Annotated in this window: 23 protein-coding genes; 18 read left to right on the top strand and 5 right to left on the bottom strand. The window is 59.2% G+C overall.

Annotated features, from left to right (window positions below):
- The first annotated feature begins 70 nt into the window (after positions 1–70).
- The 5 genes from AB7M22_RS21360 (at position 71) to purT (ending at position 3,438) form a co-directional block, all read left to right on the top strand.
- Positions 71–670: a CoA pyrophosphatase gene (locus tag AB7M22_RS21360; protein WP_007897550.1), complete on the top strand. Its 600-nt coding sequence runs from the start codon at positions 71–73 to the stop codon at positions 668–670.
- A 56-nt stretch (positions 671–726) separates the two neighbouring features.
- On the top strand, positions 727–1,251 hold the full coding sequence (locus AB7M22_RS21355; RefSeq protein ID WP_003221962.1) for a gamma carbonic anhydrase family protein: 525 nt from the start codon (positions 727–729) through the stop codon (positions 1,249–1,251).
- Entirely contained in the window at positions 1,248–1,463 is a 216-nt protein-coding gene (locus AB7M22_RS21350) for a DUF1289 domain-containing protein (RefSeq protein ID WP_454187709.1), read from the top strand. Before AB7M22_RS21355 ends, AB7M22_RS21350 begins: the two co-directional genes overlap by 4 nt.
- A gap of 226 nt (positions 1,464–1,689) precedes the next feature.
- Positions 1,690–2,157 carry a VUT family protein gene (locus AB7M22_RS21345; RefSeq protein ID WP_008014742.1) on the top strand — a complete coding sequence of 156 codons (468 nt, stop codon included), beginning with the start codon at positions 1,690–1,692 and terminating at the stop codon, positions 2,155–2,157.
- Positions 2,158–2,256: 99 nt separating this feature from the next.
- Positions 2,257–3,438 (top strand): formate-dependent phosphoribosylglycinamide formyltransferase, encoded by a 1,182-nt coding sequence (gene purT / locus AB7M22_RS21340; RefSeq protein WP_008014740.1) that lies wholly within the window; start codon positions 2,257–2,259, stop codon positions 3,436–3,438.
- A 112-nt stretch (positions 3,439–3,550) separates the two neighbouring features.
- Here purT and AB7M22_RS21335 read toward each other — a convergent pair whose 3' ends face one another.
- The 3 genes from AB7M22_RS21335 to AB7M22_RS21325 form a co-directional block, all read right to left on the bottom strand.
- Positions 3,551–4,867 (bottom strand): MFS transporter, encoded by a 1,317-nt coding sequence (locus AB7M22_RS21335; RefSeq protein ID WP_454187708.1) that lies wholly within the window; start codon positions 4,865–4,867, stop codon positions 3,551–3,553.
- A 346-nt stretch (positions 4,868–5,213) separates the two neighbouring features.
- Positions 5,214–6,458 (bottom strand): transporter associated domain-containing protein, encoded by a 1,245-nt coding sequence (locus tag AB7M22_RS21330; protein ID WP_454187707.1) that lies wholly within the window; start codon positions 6,456–6,458, stop codon positions 5,214–5,216.
- A gap of 12 nt (positions 6,459–6,470) precedes the next feature.
- The gene (locus tag AB7M22_RS21325; protein WP_030129838.1) at positions 6,471–7,283 is read right to left on the bottom strand and encodes a cytochrome C assembly family protein; all 813 of its coding nucleotides are present in this window, start codon (positions 7,281–7,283) and stop codon (positions 6,471–6,473) included.
- Between the two features lie 210 nt (positions 7,284–7,493).
- Here AB7M22_RS21325 and ffh point away from each other — a divergent pair, with 210 nt between their 5' ends.
- From ffh to AB7M22_RS21270, 11 genes are all read left to right on the top strand, one after another.
- Positions 7,494–8,870: a signal recognition particle protein gene (ffh, locus tag AB7M22_RS21320; protein ID WP_008014733.1), complete on the top strand. Its 1,377-nt coding sequence runs from the start codon at positions 7,494–7,496 to the stop codon at positions 8,868–8,870.
- A 249-nt stretch (positions 8,871–9,119) separates the two neighbouring features.
- A complete protein-coding gene (gene rpsP, locus AB7M22_RS21315; RefSeq protein ID WP_003198088.1) occupies positions 9,120–9,371 on the top strand; it encodes a 30S ribosomal protein S16 in 252 nt (83 codons plus the stop codon).
- Positions 9,372–9,376: 5 nt separating this feature from the next.
- A complete protein-coding gene (gene rimM / locus AB7M22_RS21310; protein WP_010463008.1) occupies positions 9,377–9,913 on the top strand; it encodes a ribosome maturation factor RimM in 537 nt (178 codons plus the stop codon).
- Positions 9,895–10,668, top strand: a complete 774-nt coding sequence (gene trmD / locus AB7M22_RS21305) for a tRNA (guanosine(37)-N1)-methyltransferase TrmD (protein ID WP_173667518.1) — start codon at positions 9,895–9,897, stop codon at positions 10,666–10,668. The genes rimM and trmD overlap by 19 nt, the downstream gene beginning before the upstream one ends.
- 45 nt (positions 10,669–10,713) lie before the next feature.
- The gene (gene rplS / locus AB7M22_RS21300; protein WP_003175895.1) at positions 10,714–11,064 is read left to right on the top strand and encodes a 50S ribosomal protein L19; all 351 of its coding nucleotides are present in this window, start codon (positions 10,714–10,716) and stop codon (positions 11,062–11,064) included.
- A gap of 251 nt (positions 11,065–11,315) precedes the next feature.
- Positions 11,316–12,212, top strand: coding sequence for a site-specific tyrosine recombinase XerD (gene xerD / locus AB7M22_RS21295; protein WP_063342599.1), 897 nt, complete (start codon positions 11,316–11,318; stop codon positions 12,210–12,212).
- A gap of 268 nt (positions 12,213–12,480) precedes the next feature.
- Positions 12,481–13,212: a bifunctional protein-disulfide isomerase/oxidoreductase DsbC gene (dsbC, locus tag AB7M22_RS21290; protein WP_454187706.1), complete on the top strand. Its 732-nt coding sequence runs from the start codon at positions 12,481–12,483 to the stop codon at positions 13,210–13,212.
- A gap of 133 nt (positions 13,213–13,345) precedes the next feature.
- Positions 13,346–14,650 (top strand): homoserine dehydrogenase, encoded by a 1,305-nt coding sequence (locus AB7M22_RS21285; RefSeq protein ID WP_032836218.1) that lies wholly within the window; start codon positions 13,346–13,348, stop codon positions 14,648–14,650.
- Positions 14,651–14,716: 66 nt separating this feature from the next.
- Positions 14,717–16,126, top strand: coding sequence for a threonine synthase (gene thrC, locus AB7M22_RS21280; protein WP_007897604.1), 1,410 nt, complete (start codon positions 14,717–14,719; stop codon positions 16,124–16,126).
- A 133-nt stretch (positions 16,127–16,259) separates the two neighbouring features.
- A complete protein-coding gene (locus tag AB7M22_RS21275; RefSeq protein ID WP_454187705.1) occupies positions 16,260–17,615 on the top strand; it encodes a transporter substrate-binding domain-containing protein in 1,356 nt (451 codons plus the stop codon).
- 321 nt (positions 17,616–17,936) lie between these two features.
- A complete protein-coding gene (locus tag AB7M22_RS21270) occupies positions 17,937–18,224 on the top strand; it encodes a DUF3509 domain-containing protein (RefSeq protein ID WP_454187704.1) in 288 nt (95 codons plus the stop codon).
- A gap of 170 nt (positions 18,225–18,394) precedes the next feature.
- Here the strand turns inward: AB7M22_RS21270 and AB7M22_RS21265 are convergent, their stop codons facing one another.
- Together AB7M22_RS21265 and AB7M22_RS21260 are read right to left on the bottom strand one after the other, a co-directional pair.
- Positions 18,395–19,321, bottom strand: coding sequence for a TIGR02285 family protein (locus AB7M22_RS21265; RefSeq protein WP_454187703.1), 927 nt, complete (start codon positions 19,319–19,321; stop codon positions 18,395–18,397).
- Positions 19,302–20,501, bottom strand: a complete 1,200-nt coding sequence (locus AB7M22_RS21260; RefSeq protein ID WP_454187702.1) for a CaiB/BaiF CoA transferase family protein — start codon at positions 20,499–20,501, stop codon at positions 19,302–19,304. The genes AB7M22_RS21265 and AB7M22_RS21260 overlap by 20 nt, the downstream gene beginning before the upstream one ends.
- Positions 20,502–20,648: 147 nt before the next feature.
- Here AB7M22_RS21260 and AB7M22_RS21255 point away from each other — a divergent pair, with 147 nt between their 5' ends.
- Both AB7M22_RS21255 and recJ read left to right on the top strand, forming a co-directional pair.
- Positions 20,649–21,191, top strand: a complete 543-nt coding sequence (locus tag AB7M22_RS21255) for a YaeQ family protein (protein WP_007897614.1) — start codon at positions 20,649–20,651, stop codon at positions 21,189–21,191.
- 66 nt (positions 21,192–21,257) lie between these two features.
- Complete coding sequence (gene recJ, locus AB7M22_RS21250) at positions 21,258–22,967, top strand: single-stranded-DNA-specific exonuclease RecJ (RefSeq protein WP_454187701.1); 1,710 nt, start codon at positions 21,258–21,260, stop codon at positions 22,965–22,967.
- Positions 22,968–23,114: the final 147 nt, after the last annotated feature.

Here is a 23,114-nt window from a genome sequence, read left to right as displayed (position 1 = left end):
GCTGTTCGGGGCTTGGGCGGCCGGTGCGATTGGTGCATGATGCAGGGTAAGGCACAGATCGAGAAGACTCATGCTGGACGAGCTACTGCACCGGGTAAGCAATCACACGCCGCGTACGCTGGAAACCGACCGACGTTTCCCCGAAGCCGCGGTATTGGTGCCTATCACGCGCAGTGATGAACCGGAACTGGTCCTGACCCTTCGCGCCAGCGGGCTCTCGACCCATGGCGGCGAAGTCGCCTTCCCTGGCGGTCGACGCGACCCCGAAGACCCAGACCTGATTTTTACCGCCCTGCGCGAAGCCGAAGAAGAAATCGGCCTGCCGCCGGGGCTGGTCGAAGTGATCGGCCCGCTGAGCCCACTGATCTCCCTGCACGGCATCAAAGTTACGCCCTATGTCGGCGTGATTCCGGATTTCGTCGAATACCAGGCCAACGATGCCGAGATCGCCGCGGTGTTCAGTGTGCCGCTGGAGTTTTTCCGCAAGGACCCGCGCGAGCACACCCACCGCATCGACTATCAGGGCCACAGTTGGTACGTGCCGAGCTACCGTTATGGCGAGTACAAGATCTGGGGGCTGACGGCGATCATGATTGTCGAGTTGATCAACCTGCTCTATGACGCGAAAATCAGCCTGCATCAACCCCCCAAGAGTTTTATCAACACCTGAAGCCATCGTTCGCATGGCATGAGTCTGCGGCTGCCTGAGCCTTTGAGGACAATAAGATGAAATACCGCCTGGGCGACGCCCGCGTCGACACCCATCCGCAGAGCTGGGTCGCCCCCAATGCCGTGCTGGTGGGCAAGGTCAAACTGGAAGAGGGCGCCAACGTCTGGTTCAACGCCGTGTTGCGTGGCGACAACGAATTGATCCTGATCGGCAAGAACAGCAACGTGCAGGACGGCACCGTAATGCACACCGACATGGGCTACCCGCTGACCATTGGTACCGGCGTGACCATCGGCCACAACGCCATGCTCCACGGCTGCACGGTGGGCGATTACAGCCTGATCGGTATTAATGCGGTGATTCTCAACGGCGCGAAAATCGGCAAGAACTGCATCATCGGCGCCAACTCGCTGATCGGCGAGGGCAAGGAAATTCCGGACGGTTCGCTGGTCATGGGCTCGCCGGGCAAGGTGGTGCGCGAGTTGACCGAGCCGCAAAAGAAGATGCTCGAAGCCAGTGCTGCGCACTATGTGCATAACTCGCAGCGCTACGCCCGCGATCTGGTCGAGCAGGAAGAATGAGCACCATTGAACGACCGGTTCCATCGCCGTGCGTGAACATTTGTGCGCTGGATGAGGATGACATTTGCACCGGGTGTCAGCGCACGGTGGAAGAAATCACCCGCTGGAGCCGGATGGACAACGCAGAGCGGCGCAAGGTGTTGGGGTTGTGTCATGAGCGGGCGAAGTCGAGTGGGTTGATCTGGATGCTGCCATCCAAATCCGATACCTGATGGTTGTACGCGGTTCTGTGGCGAGGGGGCTTGCCCCCGTTGCGCTGCGAAGCGGCGCTAAACCTGCGACTTTGTTCTTTCAGGCGTATGGCATTTGCTGATTTCACGACTGCTGCGCAGCCGAACGGGGGCAAGCCCCCTCGCCACAAAGCTCCCTAGCCACAGGTGATTTGTGCGTTGAGGATGAAGTACCCTGTGCACCAAAATCGACAGGTACTCCCGCCCCATGCTCTTCCTGATCGCCTACATCAGCAGCGTCGTGCTGATCAATTACGCCTTTTCCAGCGCCCCGCACCTGGACATCATCTGGTCGGCCTGGGGTGGGTTGGTGTTCGTGCTGCGGGACATGGTGCAAACCCGTTTCGGCCACGGCGCGATCGCGGCGATGCTGGTGGCGTTGGTGCTGTCCTATGTCACTTCCGACCCGTCTATCGCGCTGGCCAGCGCGATCGCATTCGCCGTGTCCGAGTGCATCGACTGGCTGGTGTTCAGCATCACCAAGCGGCCATTGCATGATCGCCTGTGGATAAGTTCGGCGCTGAGCATCCCGCTGGACACCTTCATCTTCTTCGGCATGATCGATGCCTTCACTCCGGCCGTGATCCTCACCGCCATGGGCTCGAAGTTCGCAGGTGTGACGGTTGTATGGCTGATCATGGCCTGGCGCCTGCGTAATCAGGCCGTCGTCAGCTGAAGCCAAACCCTCAGGTTCATGTAAAATGCCGCGCTTTCTCCCCATGGGAAGCGTGCCAGGCACCGCATCCCTCGATGATCCGCTTCTTGAGGACCTGAGATGACCCGTATCGGAACTCCATTGTCGCCAACCGCGACCCGCGTATTGCTGTGTGGCTGTGGTGAGTTGGGCAAGGAAGTGGTGATCGAGCTGCAACGCCTGGGCGTTGAAGTGATTGCCGTGGATCGCTATGCCAATGCGCCGGCCATGCAAGTCGCCCATCGCAGCCATGTGATCAACATGCTCGACGGTGCCGCCCTGCGCGCAGTGATCGAAGCCGAGAAGCCGCACTTCATCGTGCCGGAAATCGAAGCCATCGCCACCGCGACCCTGGTAGAGCTGGAGTCCGAAGGCTTCACCGTGGTTCCGACCGCTCGCGCCGCGCAGCTGACCATGAACCGCGAAGGTATCCGTCGCCTGGCCGCTGAAGAGCTGGGCCTGCCGACGTCGCCGTACTACTTCGCCGACACCTTCGAGGACTACAGCAAGGCTGTCGACGATCTGGGTTTCCCATGCGTGGTCAAACCGGTCATGAGCTCCTCGGGCAAAGGCCAGAGCCTGCTGCGCAGCGTGGATGACGTGCGCAAGGCCTGGGATTACGCTCAAGAAGGTGGCCGCGCCGGTAAAGGTCGCGTGATTATCGAAGGCTTCATCGACTTCGACTATGAAATCACCCTGCTGACCGTGCGCCACGTTGGCGGCACTACATTCTGTGCGCCGGTTGGCCACCGTCAAGAGAAGGGCGACTACCAGGAATCCTGGCAGCCACAAGCCATGAGTCCGGTTGCTCTGGCTGAATCCGAGCGCGTTGCCAAAGCCGTGACCGAAGCCTTGGGTGGCCGTGGTTTGTTTGGTGTCGAACTGTTCATCAAAGGTGATCAGGTGTGGTTCAGCGAAGTCTCGCCGCGCCCGCATGACACCGGTCTGGTGACCCTGATTTCCCAGGACCTGTCGCAGTTCGCGCTGCACGCACGGGCGATCCTGGGCCTGCCGATTCCATTGATCCGTCAGTTCGGTCCATCGGCTTCGGCGGTGATTCTGGTGGAAGGGCAGTCGACTCAGACCGCATTTGCCAATTTGGGCGCTGCGTTGAGCGAGCCGGATACTGCGTTGCGTCTGTTCGGCAAGCCTGAGGTCAATGGCCAGCGTCGGATGGGTGTGGCGTTGGCGCGTGATGAGTCGATCGAGGCTGCCCGTGCCAAGGCGACCCGTGCTTCTCAGGCCGTTGTTGTAGAGCTGTAACCGCGTCGCGACCATCGCGGGCAAGCCCGCTCCCACAGGGTTTTCAGTTGATCACAAATTTTGTGTACACCTGAAATCCTGTGGGAGCGGGCTTGCCCGCGATGGCGTTTTATCAGGCAACCCGATTCAAATCGTTATGCCGCGTCTCCTTCAGGCACAGCACCGCGATCAAGCTAAGCACCGCCGCCCCCGACACATACCCGCCGACATAACTCAAACCGCCCATCGCTACCAGTTTCTGCGCAAAGAACGGTGCCGCCGAGGCTCCGACAATCCCGCCCAGGTTGTAGGCCGCCGATGCGCCGGTATAGCGCACGTGGGTCGGAAACAGCTCTGGCAGCAGCGCGCCCATCGGCGCAAACGTCACACCCATCAGAAACAGTTCGATGCACAGGAACAGCGCCACACCCCAGGTCGAGCCTTGGGTCAGCAGCGGTTCCATCAGGAATCCGGACAGGATCGCCAATACGCCGCCGATAATCAGCACCGGTTTGCGCCCGAAACGATCACTCGCCCAAGCCGACAGCGGTGTCGCGGCCGCCATGAACAGCACGGCGAAACACAGCAGAGCGAGGAAGGTTTCGCGGGTGTAGCCGAGCGTCGACACACCATAGCTCAGCGAAAACACCGTCGAGATGTAGAACAGCGCGTAACACACCACCATCGAGCCGGCACCCAGCAGCATCGGCGCCCAGTATTGGCTGAACAGCTCGACCAACGGGATCTTCACCCGCTCCTGGCGAGCCATGGCGTTGGCGAACACCGGGGTTTCGTGGAGCTTGAGGCGTACGTACAAGCCCACCATCACCAGCGCGGCACTGAGCAGGAACGGAATCCGCCAGCCCCACGAACGGAACTGCTCGTCGTTCAGGCTCATGGCCAGGGTCAGGAACAACCCGTTGGCTGCCAGAAATCCGATCGATGGGCCGAGTTGCGGGAACATGCCGTACCACGCGCGCTTGCCTTTGGGCGCGTTCTCCGTAGCCAGCAATGCGGCGCCGCCCCATTCACCGCCCAGCCCCAGGCCCTGGCCGAAACGCAGCACGCAAAGCAGGATCGGCGCCCAGGCGCCAATGCTGTCGTAACCCGGCAGCACGCCAATCAGCGTGGTACACACGCCCATCAGCAGCAGGGAGGCGACCAGTGTCGATTTGCGCCCAATGCGGTCACCGAAATGGCCGAACAGCGCCGAACCCAGTGGCCGTGCAAGGAAGGCGATACCGAAGGTGAGGAACGCCGACAGCATCTGGGCGGTGCCGGAGGTCTGCGGAAAGAACACCGGACCGATCACCAGCGCTGCCGCAGTGGCATAGACGTAGAAGTCGTAGAACTCGATGGCCGTGCCGATGAAACTCGCGGTGGCGACTCGGGTGGCGGAGTTGGTTGGTTGGACAGGCGCGGTGGTGCTGAACGTTGTGCTGGTCGTCATGCGGTAATCCCTGACAGTCATGTGCCCCAGTGGAGCGAATTATTATGGTCGAATACCCAGGGATGTGGGTGGAGACACGGTCGCTGTTCAAGGTAGGAACAGTCGTCGCAGTGGTGCGGATATCGTCGATGATCTGGCCGGAACCTGCTGCGTGCGGGGTAAGCACGTGGTTCGGCGGGGGGGGCTTGGGTAAGCGGCTTGATTATAGGAAGGCGGCTAACGATCTAACAAGGGCATAGATATTGAAAAAGATCGCAGCCTCGTTTCGCTCGACAGCTCCTACGAGGGAACGCATTCCAAACTGTAGGAGCTGTCGAGCGAAGCGAGGCTGCGATCTTTTAACGATCTAACGGATAGAGGCAATTGCAGGCGTCGAACTGGTATGCCAGATCAACACCCGCGTGACGCGATTGTCTTCCGTCTCCAGAATCTCCAGCCGATAACGCCCGATCTTCAGGCAAACCGCACTGTCCGGAATCGTTTCCAGCGCTTCGGTCACCAACCCGTTGAGGGTTTTCGGACCATCACTGGGCAAGTGCCAGCCAAGGCTTTTGTTCAATTCACGAATCGACGCCGCACCCTCGATGACCAAGCGTCCATCGGCCTGCGGATGGATGTGCGGATTATCCAGGCTGTGCTGGCTTTCGAACTCACCGACGATTTCTTCGAGAATGTCTTCCAGGGTCACGATGCCCAGCACTTCGCCGTACTCGTCGACCACCATGCCCAAACGCCGCTGCTGCTTGTGGAAGTTCAGCAATTGCAGCTGCAGCGGGGTGCTTTCCGGTACGAAGTACGGTTCGTGACTGGCTGCCAGCAGCGCTTCCCGCGTCAGGCTTGAATCCGGCAGCAAATGACGGATCTGTCGGGTGTTGAGCACCGCTTCGACCTGATTGATGTCGCTGTGGAATACCGGCAGGCGGGTGCGCCTGTTATGGCGCAGTTGCTCGATGATTTCTTCGAGGGAATCGTCCAGATTGATTCCGTCGACGTCACTGCGCGGTACCAGAATATCGTTGACCGTGATGTTATCCAGCGCATGGATACCTGACAGCGAATGCGGGCGACTGGCCGCGTGTTCGTGATCGTCGTGCCGATCTGCCGGTACTTCGTCTTCGCTTTGCTGCACCACATTGATTTTGCGGGCGAATGGTCGCATCAGCAGTTGGCTGATGGCATTGAGTAGCCAGGCCGCCGGGTAGACGATCTTCAAGGGTATGCCGAGCAGAGTGTTGCCCAGAGCCAGGACGGCATCCGGATAGCGCACGGCAAGGGTGCGCGGCAGGTAGTCGGCGAACACCAGCAGCACCGCGCTGGCACCGAGGCAGGCAATCCATGGACCGTTTTGTGCCCAGGTGAAAATCGCCAGCAAGGTGCTGATGACCACCACCAGCGCGCGACACAGGGTGTTGCAGAGGATCAGGCTGTTGAGTGGGAAACTCAGCTTGGCCACGGGTTTGTCGCTCGAGCGCGAGGCCGTGCGCTGGGCCAGCAATTGCTGTTGTGCAATTTCGATGGCGGTAAACAGCCCCGACCATAAAATCAGCAGGGCCAGCACTGCGAGCATCGGCCCTATGGGCAAGTCGTCCATTAATGCCGCCCGTCAGATATGCAGAATGTATTCGCGGACCAGCTTGCTGCCGAAATACGCCAGCATCAGCAGGCAAAAACCGGCAAGGGTCCAGCGGATGGCTTTGTGTCCGCGCCAGCCGAGGCGGTTGCGCCCCCAAAGCAGCACGCTGAACACGATCCAGGCCAGGCACGCCAGCAGGGTTTTATGCACCAGGTGCTGGGCGAACAGGTTTTCGACGAACAGCCAGCCGGAGATCAGGGACAGGGACAGCAGGCTCCAGCCGGCCCAGAGGAAACCAAACAGCAGGCTTTCCATGGTTTGCAGCGGCGGGAAGTTCTTGATCAGCCCGGATGGATGCTTGTGTTTGAGCTGATGGTCCTGAACCAGCAGCAGCAAAGCCTGGAACACCGCGATGGTGAACATGCCGTAAGCGAGGATCGACAAGAGGATGTGGGCGAGGATGCCTGGCTCTTCGTCAATGATCTGCACCGTACCGGCGGGGGCGAACTGTGCCAGCAGCACGGTGGCGGCGCCCAGCGGGAACAGCAATAGCAGCAGGTTTTCCACCGGGATCCGCGAGCAGGCCAGCAGGGTCAGGGCGATGACCGCCGCGGCGATCAGGCTGGCGGCGCTGAAAAAGTCCAGGGCCAGGCCGATCGGTGTCAGCAGATAGGTGATCAGGCTGACGCTGTGGGCCAGCACGGCCAGCACACCGAGCGTGACCAGCAGGCGCTTGTTCGCCTTGGCGCCGGTGGCCAGACGAGTGCCCTGATAGAGGGTCGCAGCGGCATATAAGCAGGCGGCGGCGAGGGTGGTAAGCAAACTGGGTGACAAGGGGAGCATAAATCCTGTTAGGCAAGCCCGAAAGGCGCTGAGTTTGGCATAGAACCCACATCACACGAAAGACCATGCAACCTGACGGCGAGGTGTCCGCCAGACGCAGTCTTCGCTATAATCCGCGACCTGCCCACGCCGCAGGCTCGCCGAGCACATGTTTATTCCGGTCTGGGCCGCCATTATCCCGGTCTACACAGGGCCTGAAAGGATCGCGCAATGTTTGAAAACTTAACCGACCGTCTCTCGCAGACGCTGCGCCATGTCACCGGCAAGGCCAAACTGACCGAAGACAACATCAAAGACACCCTGCGCGAAGTGCGCATGGCGTTGCTCGAAGCCGACGTCGCCTTGCCGGTGGTCAAAGACTTCGTCAACTCGGTCAAGGAGCGCGCTGTCGGCACCGAGGTGTCGCGCAGCCTGACGCCGGGCCAGGCCTTCGTGAAAATCGTCCAGGCCGAACTCGAAAGCCTGATGGGCGCGGCCAACGAAGACTTGAACCTGAGCGCCGTTCCTCCTGCGGTCGTGTTGATGGCCGGTTTGCAGGGTGCGGGTAAAACCACCACCGCCGGCAAACTCGCGCGCTTCCTTAAAGAGCGCAAGAAGAAGTCGGTCATGGTCGTGTCCGCGGACGTTTACCGTCCGGCGGCGATCAAGCAGCTTGAAATGCTCGCGGGTGAAGTTGGCGTTACCTTCTTCCCGTCCGACCTGAGCCAGAAGCCGGTCGACATCGCGCAAGCAGCTATTAAAGAAGCAAAACTGAAATTCATCGACGTGGTCATCGTCGATACCGCCGGTCGTCTGCACATCGACGAAGAGATGATGGGCGAGATCAAGGCGCTGCACGCCGCGATCAACCCGGTCGAAACCCTGTTCGTGGTCGATGCAATGACCGGCCAGGACGCCGCCAACACGGCCAAGGCCTTCGGCGATGCGCTGCCGCTGACCGGTGTGATCCTGACCAAAGTCGACGGCGATGCCCGTGGCGGTGCCGCGCTGTCGGTACGTGCCATCACTGGCAAGCCGATCAAGTTCATCGGTATGGGCGAGAAGAGCGAAGCGCTCGAACCGTTCCATCCTGAGCGTATTGCGTCGCGCATCCTTGGCATGGGCGACGTGCTCAGCCTGATCGAGCAGGCCGAACAGACCCTCGACAAAGACAAGGCCGATAAACTGGCCAAGAAGCTGAAGAAGGGCAAGGGCTTCGATCTCGAAGACTTCCGTGATCAGCTGCAACAGATGAAAAACATGGGCGGCCTCGGTGGCCTCATGGACAAACTGCCGAACATCGGTGGTGTGAATCTGGCGCAAATGGGCAACGCCCAGGGCGCGGCAGAGAAACAGTTCAAGCAGATGGAAGCCATCATCAACTCCATGACCCCGGCCGAGCGCCGCGACCCTGAGCTGATCAGCGGTTCGCGCAAGCGCCGGATCGCCATGGGTTCCGGCACTCAGGTGCAGGACATCGGCCGCTTGATCAAGCAGCACAAGCAGATGCAGAAGATGATGAAGAAGTTCTCCGCGAAAGGCGGAATGGCCAAAATGATGCGCGGCATGGGCGGTATGTTGCCCGGCGGCGGCATGCCGAAAATGTAAAGAATTCGCGCCGGCAGTCATGTCGGCGCTGCCCACAAGGAAGTGGGATCTCCAGCAAACCCGCACTTGGCGGGAGCTGACTGGCCGTTTTCAACGACGGCTCTATAGCAAATCTGGATGGCGACCGATAGGCCGCCGGAAAAAGACATTTGCAAAAGTCCGGATATTCCTTAGAATATGCGGCCTTTCGGGCACCTATGCCCGCTGTGCCTTTAGATTTGCAGCACCGACTACAGGAACGATGTTCACATGCTAACAATCCGTCTTGCCCTTGGCGGCTCCAAAAAGCGCCCGTTTTACCACTTGACCGTAACCGACAGCCGCAACCCGCGTGACGGTTCGCACAAGGAACAGGTTGGTTTCTTCAACCCTGTTGCTCGTGGTCAAGAAGTTCGTCTGTCCGTGAACCAAGAGCGCGTAGCCTACTGGCTGAGCGTTGGTGCACAACCTTCTGAGCGCGTTGCTCAGTTGTTGAAGGAATCTGCTAAGGCTGCGGCCTGAGCAATATGAACGCGACGCCAGCTATTGCCGATGATTTGATCGTTATTGGCAAAATTTATTCTGTTCATGGCGTTCGCGGCGAAGTGAAGGTGTATTCCTTTACTGATCCGACTGAAAACCTGTTGCAGTACAAAACCTGGACGCTCAAGCGCGAAGGCAATGTGAAGCAGGTCGAGCTGGTCAGCGGACGTGGGAACGACAAGTTCCTGGTCGCAAAGCTCAAGGGTCTTGATGATCGTGAAGAAGCACGTCTTCTGGCTGGTTATGAGATCTGTGTGCCGCGCAACCTGTTCCCTGAATTGACCGATGGCGAGTACTACTGGTACCAGCTGGAAGGTCTGAAGGTTATTGATCAACTCGGGCAATTGCTCGGGAAAATCGATCATCTTCTGGAAACCGGCGCCAATGATGTAATGGTGGTCAAGCCTTGCGCTGGCAGCCTGGATGATCGCGAACGCCTGTTGCCCTATACGGAGCAATGCGTGTTGGCTGTCGACCTTGCCGCAGGCGAGATGAAGGTGGAATGGGATGCGGACTTCTAAACGTGGCTAACCTGCGCGTAGAAGTGATCAGTTTGTTTCCCGAGATGTTCTCCGCCATCAGCGAGTACGGCATCACCAGTCGGGCGGTGAAACAGGGGCTGTTGCAGCTCACCTGTTGGAATCCGCGAGACTACACGACGGATCGACATCACACTGTGGACGATCGCCCATTTGGCGGTGGTCCGGGCATGGTGATGAAGATCAAGCCCCTGGAAGATGCGTTGGTTCAGGCCAAGGCAGCAGCCGGGGAGGCGGCGAAGGTAATTTACCTGTCCCCCCAAGGCCGTCAACTGACTCAGTCGGCGGTGCGCGAGTTGGCGAATCTGGATGCATTGATCCTGATTGCCGGCCGCTATGAAGGCATTGACGAGCGTTTTATTGATGCTCATGTCGATGAAGAGTGGTCGATTGGCGACTATGTACTGTCTGGCGGCGAGCTGCCGGCGATGGTCCTGATCGATGCGGTTACACGACTGCTGCCTGGAGCTTTAGGGCATGCGGACTCCGCCGAGGAAGATTCCTTTACGGATGGTTTGCTGGATTGCCCGCACTACACCCGACCGGAGGTGTATGCGGATCAGCGTGTTCCCGACGTATTGCTAAGTGGCAATCACGCGCATATCCGGCGTTGGCGTTTACAGCAGTCCCTTGGTAGGACCTTTGAACGACGCGCCGATCTTCTGGAAAGCCGCTCGCTTTCTGGAGAAGAGAAGAAGCTGCTCGAGGAATACATCCGCGAGCGGGACGATAGTTAACAACGTATCGATGGTAGATCCGACGATTTACCTTAGGAGCACAGCATGACTAACAAAATCATCCTTGCACTCGAAGCAGAGCAGATGACCAAAGAGATCCCTACCTTTGCCCCGGGCGACACCATTGTCGTTCAGGTGAAAGTGAAGGAAGGCGACCGTTCGCGTCTGCAAGCGTTCGAAGGTGTTGTTATCGCCAAGCGTAACCGCGGCGTAAACAGTGCTTTCACCGTTCGTAAAATCTCCAACGGTGTTGGCGTAGAGCGTACTTTCCAGACCTACAGCCCGCAAATCGACAGCATGGCCGTTAAACGTCGCGGTGACGTACGTAAAGCCAAGCTGTACTACCTGCGTGACCTGTCTGGTAAAGCAGCTCGCATCAAGGAAAAACTGGCTTAAGTCCAGCTTCCGATGCAGAAAGAAGCAGCCTACGGGCTGCTTTTTTGTTGCCTGCAATTTACCTGTAGGAGCGAGGCTTGCCCGCGAAGACGGACTTACATTCAATATTGATACTGGCTGATATGACGTCTTCGCGGCCAAGCCTCGCTCCTACAGGAGGTCACGACGTGGTCACCGCAATTGCATCAGCACTGTGAAGGCCTCTGCAGCTATGAAAGACTTACTCTCGGATTCCAGCTACCTGAGCCTTTATGCCCGCCATCGATCATCCCTTGATAGACCAATTCCTAGACGCTCTGTGGCTGGAGAAAGGACTTTCCGATAACACCCGCGATGCCTATCGCAGCGACTTGGCCCTGTTCAACGGCTGGTTGCAGGAGAAGGGGCTGGAGCTGATCAACGCCGGTCGCGAGTTGATCCTCGATCACTTGGCCTGGCGTCTGGAGCAAAACTACAAACCCCGCTCGACAGCGCGATTTCTCTCCGGCGTGCGTGGCTTCTATCGCTATTTGCTGCGGGAAAAGCTGATTGCAGTCGATCCGACCTTGCGCGTCGATATGCCGCAACTGGGTCGACCATTGCCTAAGTCCTTATCGGAAGCGGATGTAGAGGCCTTGTTAAAAGCACCTGACCTGAGCGAGGCCATCGGTCAGCGCGACCGCGCCATGCTTGAGGTGCTTTATGCCTGCGGCTTGCGTGTGACGGAGCTGATCAGCCTGACGCTGGAGCAGGTCAACCTGCGCCAGGGCGTGCTGCGGGTGATGGGCAAAGGCAGCAAGGAACGGCTGGTGCCGATGGGCGAAGAGGCGATTGTCTGGGTCGAGCGCTACATGCGCGATGCCCGTGGCGAGCTGCTGGGCGGGCGTCCCAGCGATGTGCTGTTCCCCAGCCTGCGCGGCGAGCAGATGACCCGACAAACCTTCTGGCATCGCATCAAGCACCAGGCCAAGGTCGCGGGTATCGGCAAGTCATTGTCGCCGCATACCCTGCGTCATGCCTTCGCCACGCACTTGCTCAACCATGGAGCCGACTTGCGGGTGGTGCAAATGCTGCTCGGTCACAGCGATCTCTCGACCACGCAGATCTATACTCACGTCGCCCGTGCACGCTTGCAGGACTTGCACGCCAAACATCACCCGCGCGGATAACCACAGCTCCCGAAATTGAAATGCGAACCTGTGGCGAGGGGGTTTACCCCCGTTCGGCTGCGCAGCAGTCGTCAAGTCTCACACACCGGTCTACCTGGCTGCTTGAGATCGTCAAAATGGGGCTGCTTCGCAACCCAACGGGGGCAAGCCCCCTCGCCACGGGGGCCTTATGTGGTAGGCTTTGCCGGTTTGTACGATGGGCGGTTATGACCCGGTGTTTCGGTACGGGTGTTCTGATCGTCCCATTTGTCCGCCTTCAGGAGTTCTCATGCGTCTGACCCAGATTTTCGCCGCCGCAGCCATTGCGTTGGTCAGCACCTTTGCCGTCGCCGATGACGCGGCCGACAAAGCCATTCGTAAAAGCCTGGAAAACCTCAAGCTTGACGTGCCGGTCGAAACCATCACCGCCAGCCCGCTGCCAGGTCTGTACGAAGTCAAACTCAAGGGCAGTCGCGTGCTCTATGCCAGCGCCGACGGCCAGTACGTCGTTCAGGGTTACCTGTTCCAGCTCAAGGACGGCAAACCGGTCAACCTGACCGAGAAGACCGAGCGCCTGGGCATTTCAAAACTGATCAACAACATTCCAGTGGCTGAAACCGTGGTTTATCCGGCCATCGGCGAAACCAAGTCGCACATCACTGTTTTCACCGACACCACCTGCCCGTACTGCCACAAGCTGCACGCGGAAGTGCCGGAGCTGAACAAGCTGGGTATCGAAGTGCGTTATGTTGCGTTCCCGCGCCAGGGCCTGGGCTCGCCGGGTGACGAGCAACTGCAAGCCGTGTGGTGCTCCAAGGACAAGAAAGCCGCCATGGACAAAATGGTCGATGGCAAGGAAATCAAAGCCGCCAAGTGCGAGAACCCGGTCTCCAAGCAGTTCGCCCTCGGTCAGTCGATTGGCGTGAACGGTACACCGGCCATCGTTTTGGCCGACGGACAGGTCATTCCGGGCTACCAGCCTGCGCCACAAGTCGCCAAACTGGCATTGGGCGCGAAATAATTTCGCATCGTCATGGTCAGCCTTTGACGATCATGGTTCGGCGGCAATATTGTCGGGCCATTAATAGAGAGCCGCGAGTATGCGGTTGTTTTCACGGCCGGCCTTGAGTCGGCCGTTTTATGGGGAGTTCACAGTGAAACCGGTCAAAGTAGGCATCTGTGGGTTAGGGACCGTCGGTGGCGGTACCTTCAACGTACTTCAGCGCAACGCCGAGGAAATTGCTCGTCGTGCCGGGCGTGGAATCGAAGTGGCACAAATTGCCATGCGCACGCCAAAGCCTCAGTTCCAGACGACCGGTATTGCGATTACCAACGATGTGTTCGAAGTGGCCACGAACCCTGAGATCGACATCGTTATAGAGCTGATGGGCGGCTACACCGTTGCCCGCGAGCTGGTACTCAAGGCCATCGAGAATGGCAAGCATGTGGTCACCGCGAACAAGGCACTGATTGCCGTTCACGGTAATGAAATTTTCGCCAAGGCTCGCGAGAAGGGCGTCATCGTGGCGTTCGAAGCGGCCGTGGCCGGCGGCATTCCGGTGATCAAAGCGATCCGTGAAGGTTTGTCCGCCAACCGCATCAACTGGGTGGCCGGGATCATCAACGGCACCGGCAACTTCATCCTCACCGAAATGCGTGAGAAGGGTCGCACCTTCGAAGACGTCCTCGCCGAGGCGCAAGCCCTGGGTTACGCCGAAGCGGATCCGACCTTCGACGTCGAAGGCATCGATGCGGCCCACAAGCTGACGATCCTGGCGTCTATCGCGTTCGGCATTCCGCTGCAATTCGACAAGGCTTACACCGAAGGCATCACCAAGCTGACCACCGCTGACGTGAACTACGCCGAAGCGCTGGGCTATCGCATCAAGCACCTGGGCGTGGCGCGCAGCACCGCGGCCGGTATCGAGCTGCGTGTGCACCCGACGCTGATCCCGGCCGATCGCTTGATCGCCAACGTCAATGGCGTGATGAACGCGGTGATGGTCAACGGTGACGCCGCCGGTTCGACCTTGTTCTACGGCGCCGGCGCCGGCATGGAGCCGACGGCTTCGTCGGTGATCGCCGACCTGGTGGACGTGGTTCGCGCCATGACGTCCGACCCGGAAAACCGCGTACCGCACCTGGCCTTCCAGCCGGATTCGCTGTCGGCCCATCCGATCCTGCCGATCGAAGCCTGCGAAAGCGCTTACTACCTGCGCATTCAGGCCAAGGACCATCCGGGCGTACTGGCTCAGGTGGCGAGCATCCTGTCGGAGCGCGGCATCAACATCGAATCGATCATGCAGAAAGAAGTCGAGGAACACGACGGTCTGGTGCCAATGATCCTGCTGACCCACCGTGTGCTGGAACAGCGCATGAGTGACGCGATCACCGCCCTGGAAGCGTTGGAAGGCGTGGTCGGCCCGGTCGTACGGATCCGCGTCGAGCACCTGAACTAAGCCGTTATCGTTCACCGGGCTCGCACGCGGGCCCGGCATTGCGAACACTGTCTATTGGAGCCAGTCATGCGTTATATCAGTACCCGCGGCCAGGCACCGGCCCTGAATTTTGAAGACGTCCTGCTGGCCGGTCTGGCCACGGACGGCGGCCTGTATGTGCCGGAAAACCTGCCACGTTTCACCCAGGAAGAGATCGCTTCCTGGGCCGGCCTGCCGTATCACGAGCTGGCCTTCCGGGTGATGCGCCCGTTCGTGACCGGCAGCATCCCTGATGCCGATTTCAAAAAAATTCTTGAAGAAACGTATGGCGTGTTTTCCCACAACGCCGTTGCGCCACTGCGTCAGCTCAATGGCAACGAATGGGTACTGGAGCTGTTCCACGGCCCGACCCTGGCATTCAAGGACTTCGCCCTGCAACTGCTGGGTCGTCTGCTCGACTACGTGCTGGAAAAGCGCGGCGAACGCGTGGTGATTGTTGGCGCTACCTCCGGCGACACCGGCTCGGCGGCGATCGAAGGTTGCAAGCACTGCGAAAACGTCGACATCTTCATCCTGCACCCGCACAACCGTGTGTCCGAAGTGCAGCGTCGCCAGATGACCACCATCTTCGGCGAGAACATCCATAACATTGCCATTGAAGGCAACTTCGATGACTGCCAGGAAATGGTCAAGGCCAGCTTCGCCGACCAGAGCTTCCTCAAGGGCACGCGCCTGGTGGCGGTGAACTCGATCAACTGGGCGCGGATCATGGCCCAGATCGTTTACTACTTCCATGCAGCCCTGCAGTTGGGTGGCCCGGCGCGTTCGGTGTCGTTCTCGGTGCCGACCGGCAACTTCGGCGATATCTTCGCCGGTTACCTGGCGCGCAACATGGGCCTGCCGATCAACCAGTTGATCGTCGCCACCAACCGCAACGACATCCTGCACCGCTTCATGAGCGGCAATCAGTACGTCAAGGAAACCCTGCACGCCACGCTGTCGCCGTCCATGGACATCATGGTGTCGTCGAACTTCGAACGCCTGCTGTTCGACCTGCACGGTCGCAACGGCGCGGCGATTGCCGGTTTGATGGACACCTTCAAGCAGGGCGGTGGTTTCAGCGTTGAACAGGAACGCTGGACCGAAGCACGCAAGCTGTTCGATTCGCTGGCCGTGGACGACGCCCAAACGTGCGAAACCATTGCCGAAGTCTTTGAGCAAACCGGCGAGCTGTTGGACCCGCACACTGCCATCGGCGTGAAGGCCGCGCGCGAATGCCGTCGCAGCCTGGATATCCCGATGGTGATCCTGGGCACGGCCCATCCGGTCAAATTCCCGGACGCAGTGGAAAAAGCTGGTGTAGGAAAAGCGCTCGAACTACCTGCACATCTTTCTGATTTGTTTGAGCGAGATGAGCGTTGCACCGTGTTGCCGAACGACCTGAAAGCCGTGCAGGCCTTTGTCAGTCAGCATGGCAACCGCGGCAAGCCGCTGTAACCGGTAAAAGCTGTCACATTTTGAAGCCCGTCTCCTGACGGGCTTTCTCATTTCTGCATGCCACACTTGTCGGGTTTCGTAAAAGAAGAGCCGCCCATGAAGGACGGGCGAGACGATCACCAAGGAAGTGGCAATGTTGTTTTTCAGAGGGTTTAAACCAGCCGTGTGCTGGATATTTTTATTGGGCGCCCTGGGCTTTGGGCAATGGGTAAAGGCCGCACAATTGGCGACACATGAACCCCGGGAGTCAGCCACCGTCGCACGCATTGAGCTGAATGCTCAGGAGCGGCAATGGATTGCTGAACATCCGATGGTTATCGTCGCGTCGGCGCAGTACCCGCTGTACCTGTTCAAGGATGAGCACGGTCACTGGAGCGGTTTGAACAACGATGTGCTCAACCGCATCAGCGCCATGACAGGGTTGCGGTTCGTCCATGAAGAGTCTTTTTCCACCGACCAACTGCTGGAGCGACTGGAAAGCGGCGCGGCGGACATGAGCACGACACTGGCAATGAATGACGAGCGCAAGGTGTTTCTGGATTTCAGCCATGCGTTCGGCGGGGCGGGCTGGGTACTCGTGGGGCTGGCCGGCACGCCTGCGTTACAGTCCCTGGAACAGCTTTCGAAAAGGGTTCTGGTTCTGCCGGCCCGGCACGCTCTGGAGGGGGCGATTCGTCGTGACTACCCGGCGATCGAGCTGCGCTCGGTCAAAACCTACGCTGAAGCCCGGGCACTGGTGGAAAGTGGCGAGGCCTACGCCACCATTGAAAACGAAATCGGAGCGCAGCTCTATCCTTCGGGCCGGCTCAAGGTAGGGCATGCGGTGGAAGGCAAATGGGAGGCTGATCATTTGGCAGTCCGCAAAGGACAGCCGCAGTTATTGAGCATCCTCAACAAGGCGCTGGAGGCATTTCCACCCGCCGAGTTACTCGCCATACGGCTGCAATGGCTGAACGGAATTGCTCCGGTACACGCGCCCTCGGCCTGGCAGCGGATAACCCAGTGGGGTTGCTGGAGCCTGTTCATCGTTAGCCTGTTCGGCTTGCTCTCATTGCTTTGGAACCGCCGGCTCGCTGCACTGATCAAGCAACGTCGGGACGCCGAGAAAGACCTCAATGACCAGCTCGCATTCCAGCACGCATTGATAGACGCCATGCCCGATCCGATGTTCGTGCGTGATCTGGAAGGGCGTTTGATCATGTGCAACAAAAGCTATGAGGAGCGCTTGTCGACCCGTTTCGACCAGGTTCAGGGGCGACAACTGATCGAACTCGATGTCTTGCCCAAAGAGACTGCCGAGCAGTTGCACGCCGAGTTCATGACTCAGCTCGGTACTCGCAAGACCCGCTTCAGCGAACGTCAGTTGATATTCAAGGATGGCGCCAGGGATATCTACCAGTGGACGGTGCCGTTTTACAGTGCGGACGGTCAATTGCGAGGACTACTGGGCGGATGGAGCGATATCGGCCAGCGTACAAGGCAGGGGTGAAGCGTTAAGTTAAGAAATTTGAGCGCCGAAAATTCTGTGGGAGCGTGGCTTGCCCGCGAAGAACGATGACGCGTATTAACCCTCAAAACCGCGGTGCATTCTTCGCGGGCAAGCCACGCTCCCACAGGTTCTGCGTCTTGACTGACCTGTCAGGCATGAAGCGGCTGTTTTTTTACTGTCATCTTTACCGTGCATGCTCTATCTACCAGAGGCGCCGGTGCGCCTGCCGTTGGAATCCAGAACTTTCTTCTCGGGCCTGTGGTCATTTGCTGTGGACACGCCCCAGGCACTTTGTTTTCGGACTATTGAGTGGTGATCGAGATGGAAAGTATCAGTCTATTGCTCGGTGAGGCTCTGAGCCCGTATCTGGTCAAGTTGACCCCATCGGGTGCCCATGGCGAATGCCTGGTGACACTGAAGAGTACGAGCGGCGCTATCGTGGTCGAACGGGCGTTCAATCAGGCCCAGTTAACCGATAAACGTCTGCTGACGGATGTCGTCGACGGGCTGCACCGCGACGTGCTGATCGCTGAAGGACGTCTGGAGCCCTGTGTCATCGCGGCGTTGCGCAATGCTGCTCAGGACAAAATCCTGGGCAGCCGGAATTGAATTGTTTTTTGTGGGAACCTTCCTGCGCCAAGGTCAGTCAGACCATGTAACAGCAGGATCAAGCATTGTGCTCCGGTGCTTGTAGCTTGTTGCCACTGGTCTTTATTTAGGCCACGTTTAACCCCGAGTCGTCTCCCCACTTCTCGGGGTTTCTTTTTGCCTGCGATTTGTCACTGTGCGGCCTGACGCTCGAAAAAGGCCCTGGTTTCTTCCAGGTAGTCCTTGCGTCTTTGCGGATCGAGCCAACCGGCGTACAGCGGGTCCAGGCGCTCGCGGGGCAGGGCGCGCAAGAGCTTATTGATTTCACTGATTGCCTGTCGCCCCTGGGGCGTATTCGAGCAACCGATGTACCCGGACAAGTATTTGCCCGTGCCTTTGACCGGATAGAATTCCAACTGCTCATCGGTAATATTTTCCTGACGAGCCTGATAGCGGATTTCCGGCCAGTAACCCAAGACCACCTGCAAACGACCCAGGCGCTGCATCTGCAACAGACTGCCGAGGGCGTTGTTGCCGTAGTGGCGCATCAGCGCGCCGGGCGGCGCTTGTTGCAGCAGCGTGTCGAGGAACTGACCGTAACGGCGCTCGGCGACCACACCGACTTTCTCTCGACCGCTGGCCAACAGTGCTGCCAGATCGACTTCATCACCAATGAGAAAGGGCTCCAGCACCGACCGCTCTTCACGTCGAATCACCAGCCCATTGCTGACGGCCCGGAAGGCCGGAATGGAAAAGGCGATCCATTGTTCGCGCTCCTTGCTCCAGATCAGCGAGGGATCGCAGGTAAAGGATTCTTCATGGAGCATTTGCATGCCGCGGGCGCGATTGACCCGCATCAGAGTGTGTTCGTACTGCGGCATACCGGCGATCAACAGCGGCATCAGTTGATCGATAACCCCCTGGCCTTTTTTCGGGCCTTCGAAGATTGTCACGGGCGGCAGATCGCGCAGCAGCCAGAGCAAATGTTCTTTAGGTTGCGCCAGGGCCGGGGATATCAGCCCCGCCAACAGCCCGAGCACCGCCAGCACACGCCCGATGCCGGCGTAATCGATTGCGGATGAAAGCAGACGCTTCAGCTTAGATGGCCCCGTCTTCACGTAACCGTGCGATCTGTGCCGAGTCGTAGCCAAGGTCGTGGAGGACCTGCGCATTGTGCTCACCCAGCTGCGGCCCGACCCATTCGGAGCTGCCGGGCGTCTCAGAGAGTTTTGGCACAATGCCGGGCATCTTGAAGTCCTTGCCGTCGGGCAGCTTGGCTTGCAGGAACATTTCCCGGGCCAGGTACTGCGGATCACTGAACATGTCTTCGGCACTGAAGATCCGGCTGGCGGGAACGTCGGCCTGGTTCAGTTGCTCGATCACCGCGTCCAGTGGCAGTGAGTTGACCCAGCGATCGATCACCCCGTAAATCTCGTCGCGACGGCTATCGCGTCCGTCGTTACTGGCCAGCACAGGGTCGTTGGCCAAGTCTTCGCGACCGATGATCAGCATGAAACGCTTGAAGATCGCATCACCGTTGGCGCCGATCTGCACGTGTTTGCCATCGGCGCTGGTGTGAATGGAGGAGGGCGTGATGCCCGGCATGATGTTGCCGGTGCGTTCACGGATGAAGCCGAACACGTCGAACTCAGGAACCATGCTTTCCATCATGGCGAAGATCGCTTCGTACAGCGCCACATCCACCACTTGTCCCAAGCCACCATTGACCTCGCGATGACGCAAGGCCATCAGTGCACCGATCACACCCCAGAGCGCGGCAATCGAATCACCGATGGAAATCCCGGTGCGCACCGGCGGCCGGTCCTCGAACCCGGTGATGTAGCGCAGGCCGCCCATCGATTCACCGACCGCACCGAAGCCCGGCTGATCGTTCATCGGCCCGGTCTGGCCAAAGCCCGAAAGCCGCACCATCACCAGTTTCGGGTTCAACGCGTGCAAGACTTCCCAACCCAGGCCGAGTTTCTCCAGCACGCCGGGGCGAAAGTTCTCGATCAGGATGTCCGCTTCGCTGAGCAGCTGTTTCAGAATCGCCAGGCCATCCGGGTGTTTCAGGTTCAGGGTCAAAGACTTCTTGTTACGCGCCTGAACGAACCACCACAGCGAAGTGCCTTCATACAACTTGCGCCATTTGCGCAACGGATCGCCGCCGTCCGGGGACTCGATCTTGATCACTTCGGCGCCGAACTCGCCGCAAATACGCGAGGCAAACGGCCCGGCAATCAACGTACCCAATTCGATGACTTTCAGACCGGAGAGCGGTTTGTTGGAAAACGGCATGCTGAATCCTGTAGGACAAAGGCTGGGCGGATGCAGAGTTTTAACATAGGCCGACGTCCATCGCCCAAAGTTGATCGCCTTCAATTCGTGGATTGCCTGTTGCATCGGTTAGACTTGCCGCCTTTCCTCGTATCAAGAAGCCCGTTCATGGCCCAGCCGTCCACGACCTACAAGTTTGAACTGAACCTCACCGACCTCGACCGCAGCGTCTACGAGAGCGTGAAGCAGACCATCGCCCGTCACCCTTCGGAAACCGAAGAGCGCATGACCGTGCGGCTGCTGGCCTACGCCTTCTGGTACAACGAGCAGCTGTCCTTCGGTCGCGGTCTGTCAGACGTGGATGAGCCAGCGCTGTGGGAAAAGAGCCTGGATGATCGTGTCCTACACTGGATCGAAGTCGGCCAACCAGACGCCGATCGCCTGACCTGGTGCTCGCGCCGCACCGAGCGCACCAGCCTGCTGGCTTACGGCAGCCTGCGTGTCTGGGAAACCAAAGTGATCCCGGCGATCAAAAACCTGAAAAACGTTCACATCGCCGCTGTGCCCCAGGAAGTGCTGGAAACCCTGGCCAAGGACATGCCGCGCGTTATCAAGTGGGATGTGATGATCAGCGAAGGAACGATTTTCGTCACCGACGACCGTGGTCAGCACGAAGTCCAGTTGCAATGGCTGAGCGGTGAACGCGGCTGATTACTCGCCGCTGAACCGAGTTACCCGGTTTTATCCTACGTATTCAAGAGAAGCACCTGTCACCCCATGCGCATCGAACCTCGCCTGTTGCCCGACACCCTGCCATTCCTCGGTGATATTCCACCGCTGCTGACTCGCCTTTACGCAGCGCGGGGCGTGCAGTCCGAGGCTGAACTGGACAAGAGCCTGGCGCGGCTGATTCCGTACCAGCAACTCAAAGGCATCGATGCGGCGGTGGATTTGCTGGTGACGGCCCTGGAGCAACGTCAGCGGATTCTGATCGTCGGCGACTTCGACGCCGACGGTGCGACGGCCAGTACCGTGGGCATGCTGGGGTTGCGCCTGTTGGGCGCGGCGCATGTCGACTATCTGGTGCCGAACCGGTTCGAGTACGGCTATGGCCTGACGCCGGAGATCGTCGAAGTGGCGCTGACCCGCGAACCGCACCTGCTGATCACCGTGGACAACGGCATCTCCAGCGTCGAAGGCGTGGCGGCGGCGAAAAAGGCCGGGCTCAAGGTGCTGGTCACCGATCACCACTTGCCCGGTGATGAGCTGCCGTTGGCCGATGCCATCGTCAATCCGAATCAGCCGGGTTGCGCGTTCCCGAGCAAAGCCTTGGCCGGTGTCGGGGTGATCTTTTATGTGCTGATGGCCCTGCGCGCGCGCTTGCGCAGCCTGGGTTGGTACGAGAGCAAGCCGCAGCCGAACATTGGCGAATTGCTGGACCTGGTGGCATTGGGCAGCGTCGCCGACGTGGTGCCGCTGGATGCCAACAACCGGATTCTGGTGCATCAGGGCCTGGAGCGGATTCGCGCCGGGCGCGCGCGGCCGGGGCTCAAGGCGATCCTGGAAGTGGCCAAGCGTGACCATTCGCGCATCACCTCCACTGATCTGGGCTTCATCCTTGGCCCGCGTCTGAACGCGGCGGGGCGTCTGGACGACATGAGCCTGGGCATCGAATGCCTGCTCACCGAAGACGCGGGCGCTGCCCGTGAAATGGCCGCTCAGCTGGATGGCATGAACCAGGACCGCAAATCCATCGAGCAGGGCATGCAGCGTGAGGCGCTGGCCCAGCTCAAGGATTTACCGCTGGAATCGATGCCGTTCGGCCTGTGCCTGTTCGATCCCGAGTGGCACCAGGGTGTCATCGGTATCCTCGCCTCTCGTATGAAAGAGCGCTATTTCCGTCCGACCATTGCCTTTGCCGATGCCGGCGATGGCCTGCTCAAGGGCTCGGGGCGTTCGGTTCAGGGTTTTCACATTCGCGATGCCTTGAGCGTGGTCGCGGCGCAGCATCCGAACCTGATCAGTAAATACGGCGGCCACGCCATGGCGGCTGGCCTGACGTTGCCGGAAGCGAATTTTCCGTTGTTTGCCGAGGCCTTTGACGCTGAAGTGCGTAGGCAACTGCGCGAAGAAGACCTGACCGGGCGACTGTTGTCGGACGGCACGTTGGCGGTCGAAGAGTTTCACCTGGAACTGGCCCGCGCCCTGCGCCACGCCGGACCTTGGGGGCAACACTTCCCGGAGCCGCTGTTTCACGGGGTGTTCCAGTTGGTCGAGCAACGCGTCGTGGGTGAGCGGCACCTCAAAGTGGTGCTGAAGAGTGAATGCGGTTCGGTGAAGCTTGATGGAATCGCCTTCGGTATCGACCGTGATATCTGGCCAAATCCGACCATCAAGTGGGTCGAGTTGGCTTACAAGCTCGACCTCAATGAGTTCCGTGGGAACGAGACCGTTCAGTTGATGATTGCCCACATCGAACCGCGTTAAGGCCTTCGCGGGCAAGCCTCGCTCCTACAGATCACCGAAATCTGTAGGAGCGAGGCTTGCCCGCGAAAGCAATTTCCCTCACACCGAATCTCTCTAAACCCTCCCTCATCCCCCGATGTCGACTAGGCTCTAAGCACTGCTTGATTA

This window comes from Pseudomonas sp. ADAK2 TE3594, assembly GCF_053628675.1.
The sequence above is the reverse complement of the archived record's forward strand: the minus strand, read 5'-3'. Positions and strand labels throughout refer to the sequence as shown.

Coding starts and splice junctions, on each gene's coding strand:
- AB7M22_RS21360 (WP_007897550.1), top strand. CDS start 71: ATGCTGGACGAGCTACTGCACCGGGTAAGCAATCACACGCCGCGTACG.
- AB7M22_RS21355 (WP_003221962.1), top strand. CDS start 727: ATGAAATACCGCCTGGGCGACGCCCGCGTCGACACCCATCCGCAGAGC.
- AB7M22_RS21350 (WP_454187709.1), top strand. CDS start 1,248: ATGAGCACCATTGAACGACCGGTTCCATCGCCGTGCGTGAACATTTGT.
- AB7M22_RS21345 (WP_008014742.1), top strand. CDS start 1,690: ATGCTCTTCCTGATCGCCTACATCAGCAGCGTCGTGCTGATCAATTAC.
- purT (WP_008014740.1), top strand. CDS start 2,257: ATGACCCGTATCGGAACTCCATTGTCGCCAACCGCGACCCGCGTATTG.
- AB7M22_RS21335 (WP_454187708.1), bottom strand. CDS start 4,867: ATGACGACCAGCACAACGTTCAGCACCACCGCGCCTGTCCAACCAACC.
- AB7M22_RS21330 (WP_454187707.1), bottom strand. CDS start 6,458: ATGGACGACTTGCCCATAGGGCCGATGCTCGCAGTGCTGGCCCTGCTG.
- AB7M22_RS21325 (WP_030129838.1), bottom strand. CDS start 7,283: ATGCTCCCCTTGTCACCCAGTTTGCTTACCACCCTCGCCGCCGCCTGC.
- ffh (WP_008014733.1), top strand. CDS start 7,494: ATGTTTGAAAACTTAACCGACCGTCTCTCGCAGACGCTGCGCCATGTC.
- rpsP (WP_003198088.1), top strand. CDS start 9,120: ATGCTAACAATCCGTCTTGCCCTTGGCGGCTCCAAAAAGCGCCCGTTT.
- rimM (WP_010463008.1), top strand. CDS start 9,377: ATGAACGCGACGCCAGCTATTGCCGATGATTTGATCGTTATTGGCAAA.
- trmD (WP_173667518.1), top strand. CDS start 9,895: ATGGGATGCGGACTTCTAAACGTGGCTAACCTGCGCGTAGAAGTGATC.
- rplS (WP_003175895.1), top strand. CDS start 10,714: ATGACTAACAAAATCATCCTTGCACTCGAAGCAGAGCAGATGACCAAA.
- xerD (WP_063342599.1), top strand. CDS start 11,316: ATGCCCGCCATCGATCATCCCTTGATAGACCAATTCCTAGACGCTCTG.
- dsbC (WP_454187706.1), top strand. CDS start 12,481: ATGCGTCTGACCCAGATTTTCGCCGCCGCAGCCATTGCGTTGGTCAGC.
- thrC (WP_007897604.1), top strand. CDS start 14,717: ATGCGTTATATCAGTACCCGCGGCCAGGCACCGGCCCTGAATTTTGAA.
- AB7M22_RS21275 (WP_454187705.1), top strand. CDS start 16,260: ATGTTGTTTTTCAGAGGGTTTAAACCAGCCGTGTGCTGGATATTTTTA.
- AB7M22_RS21270 (WP_454187704.1), top strand. CDS start 17,937: ATGGAAAGTATCAGTCTATTGCTCGGTGAGGCTCTGAGCCCGTATCTG.
- AB7M22_RS21260 (WP_454187702.1), bottom strand. CDS start 20,501: ATGCCGTTTTCCAACAAACCGCTCTCCGGTCTGAAAGTCATCGAATTG.
- AB7M22_RS21255 (WP_007897614.1), top strand. CDS start 20,649: ATGGCCCAGCCGTCCACGACCTACAAGTTTGAACTGAACCTCACCGAC.
- recJ (WP_454187701.1), top strand. CDS start 21,258: ATGCGCATCGAACCTCGCCTGTTGCCCGACACCCTGCCATTCCTCGGT.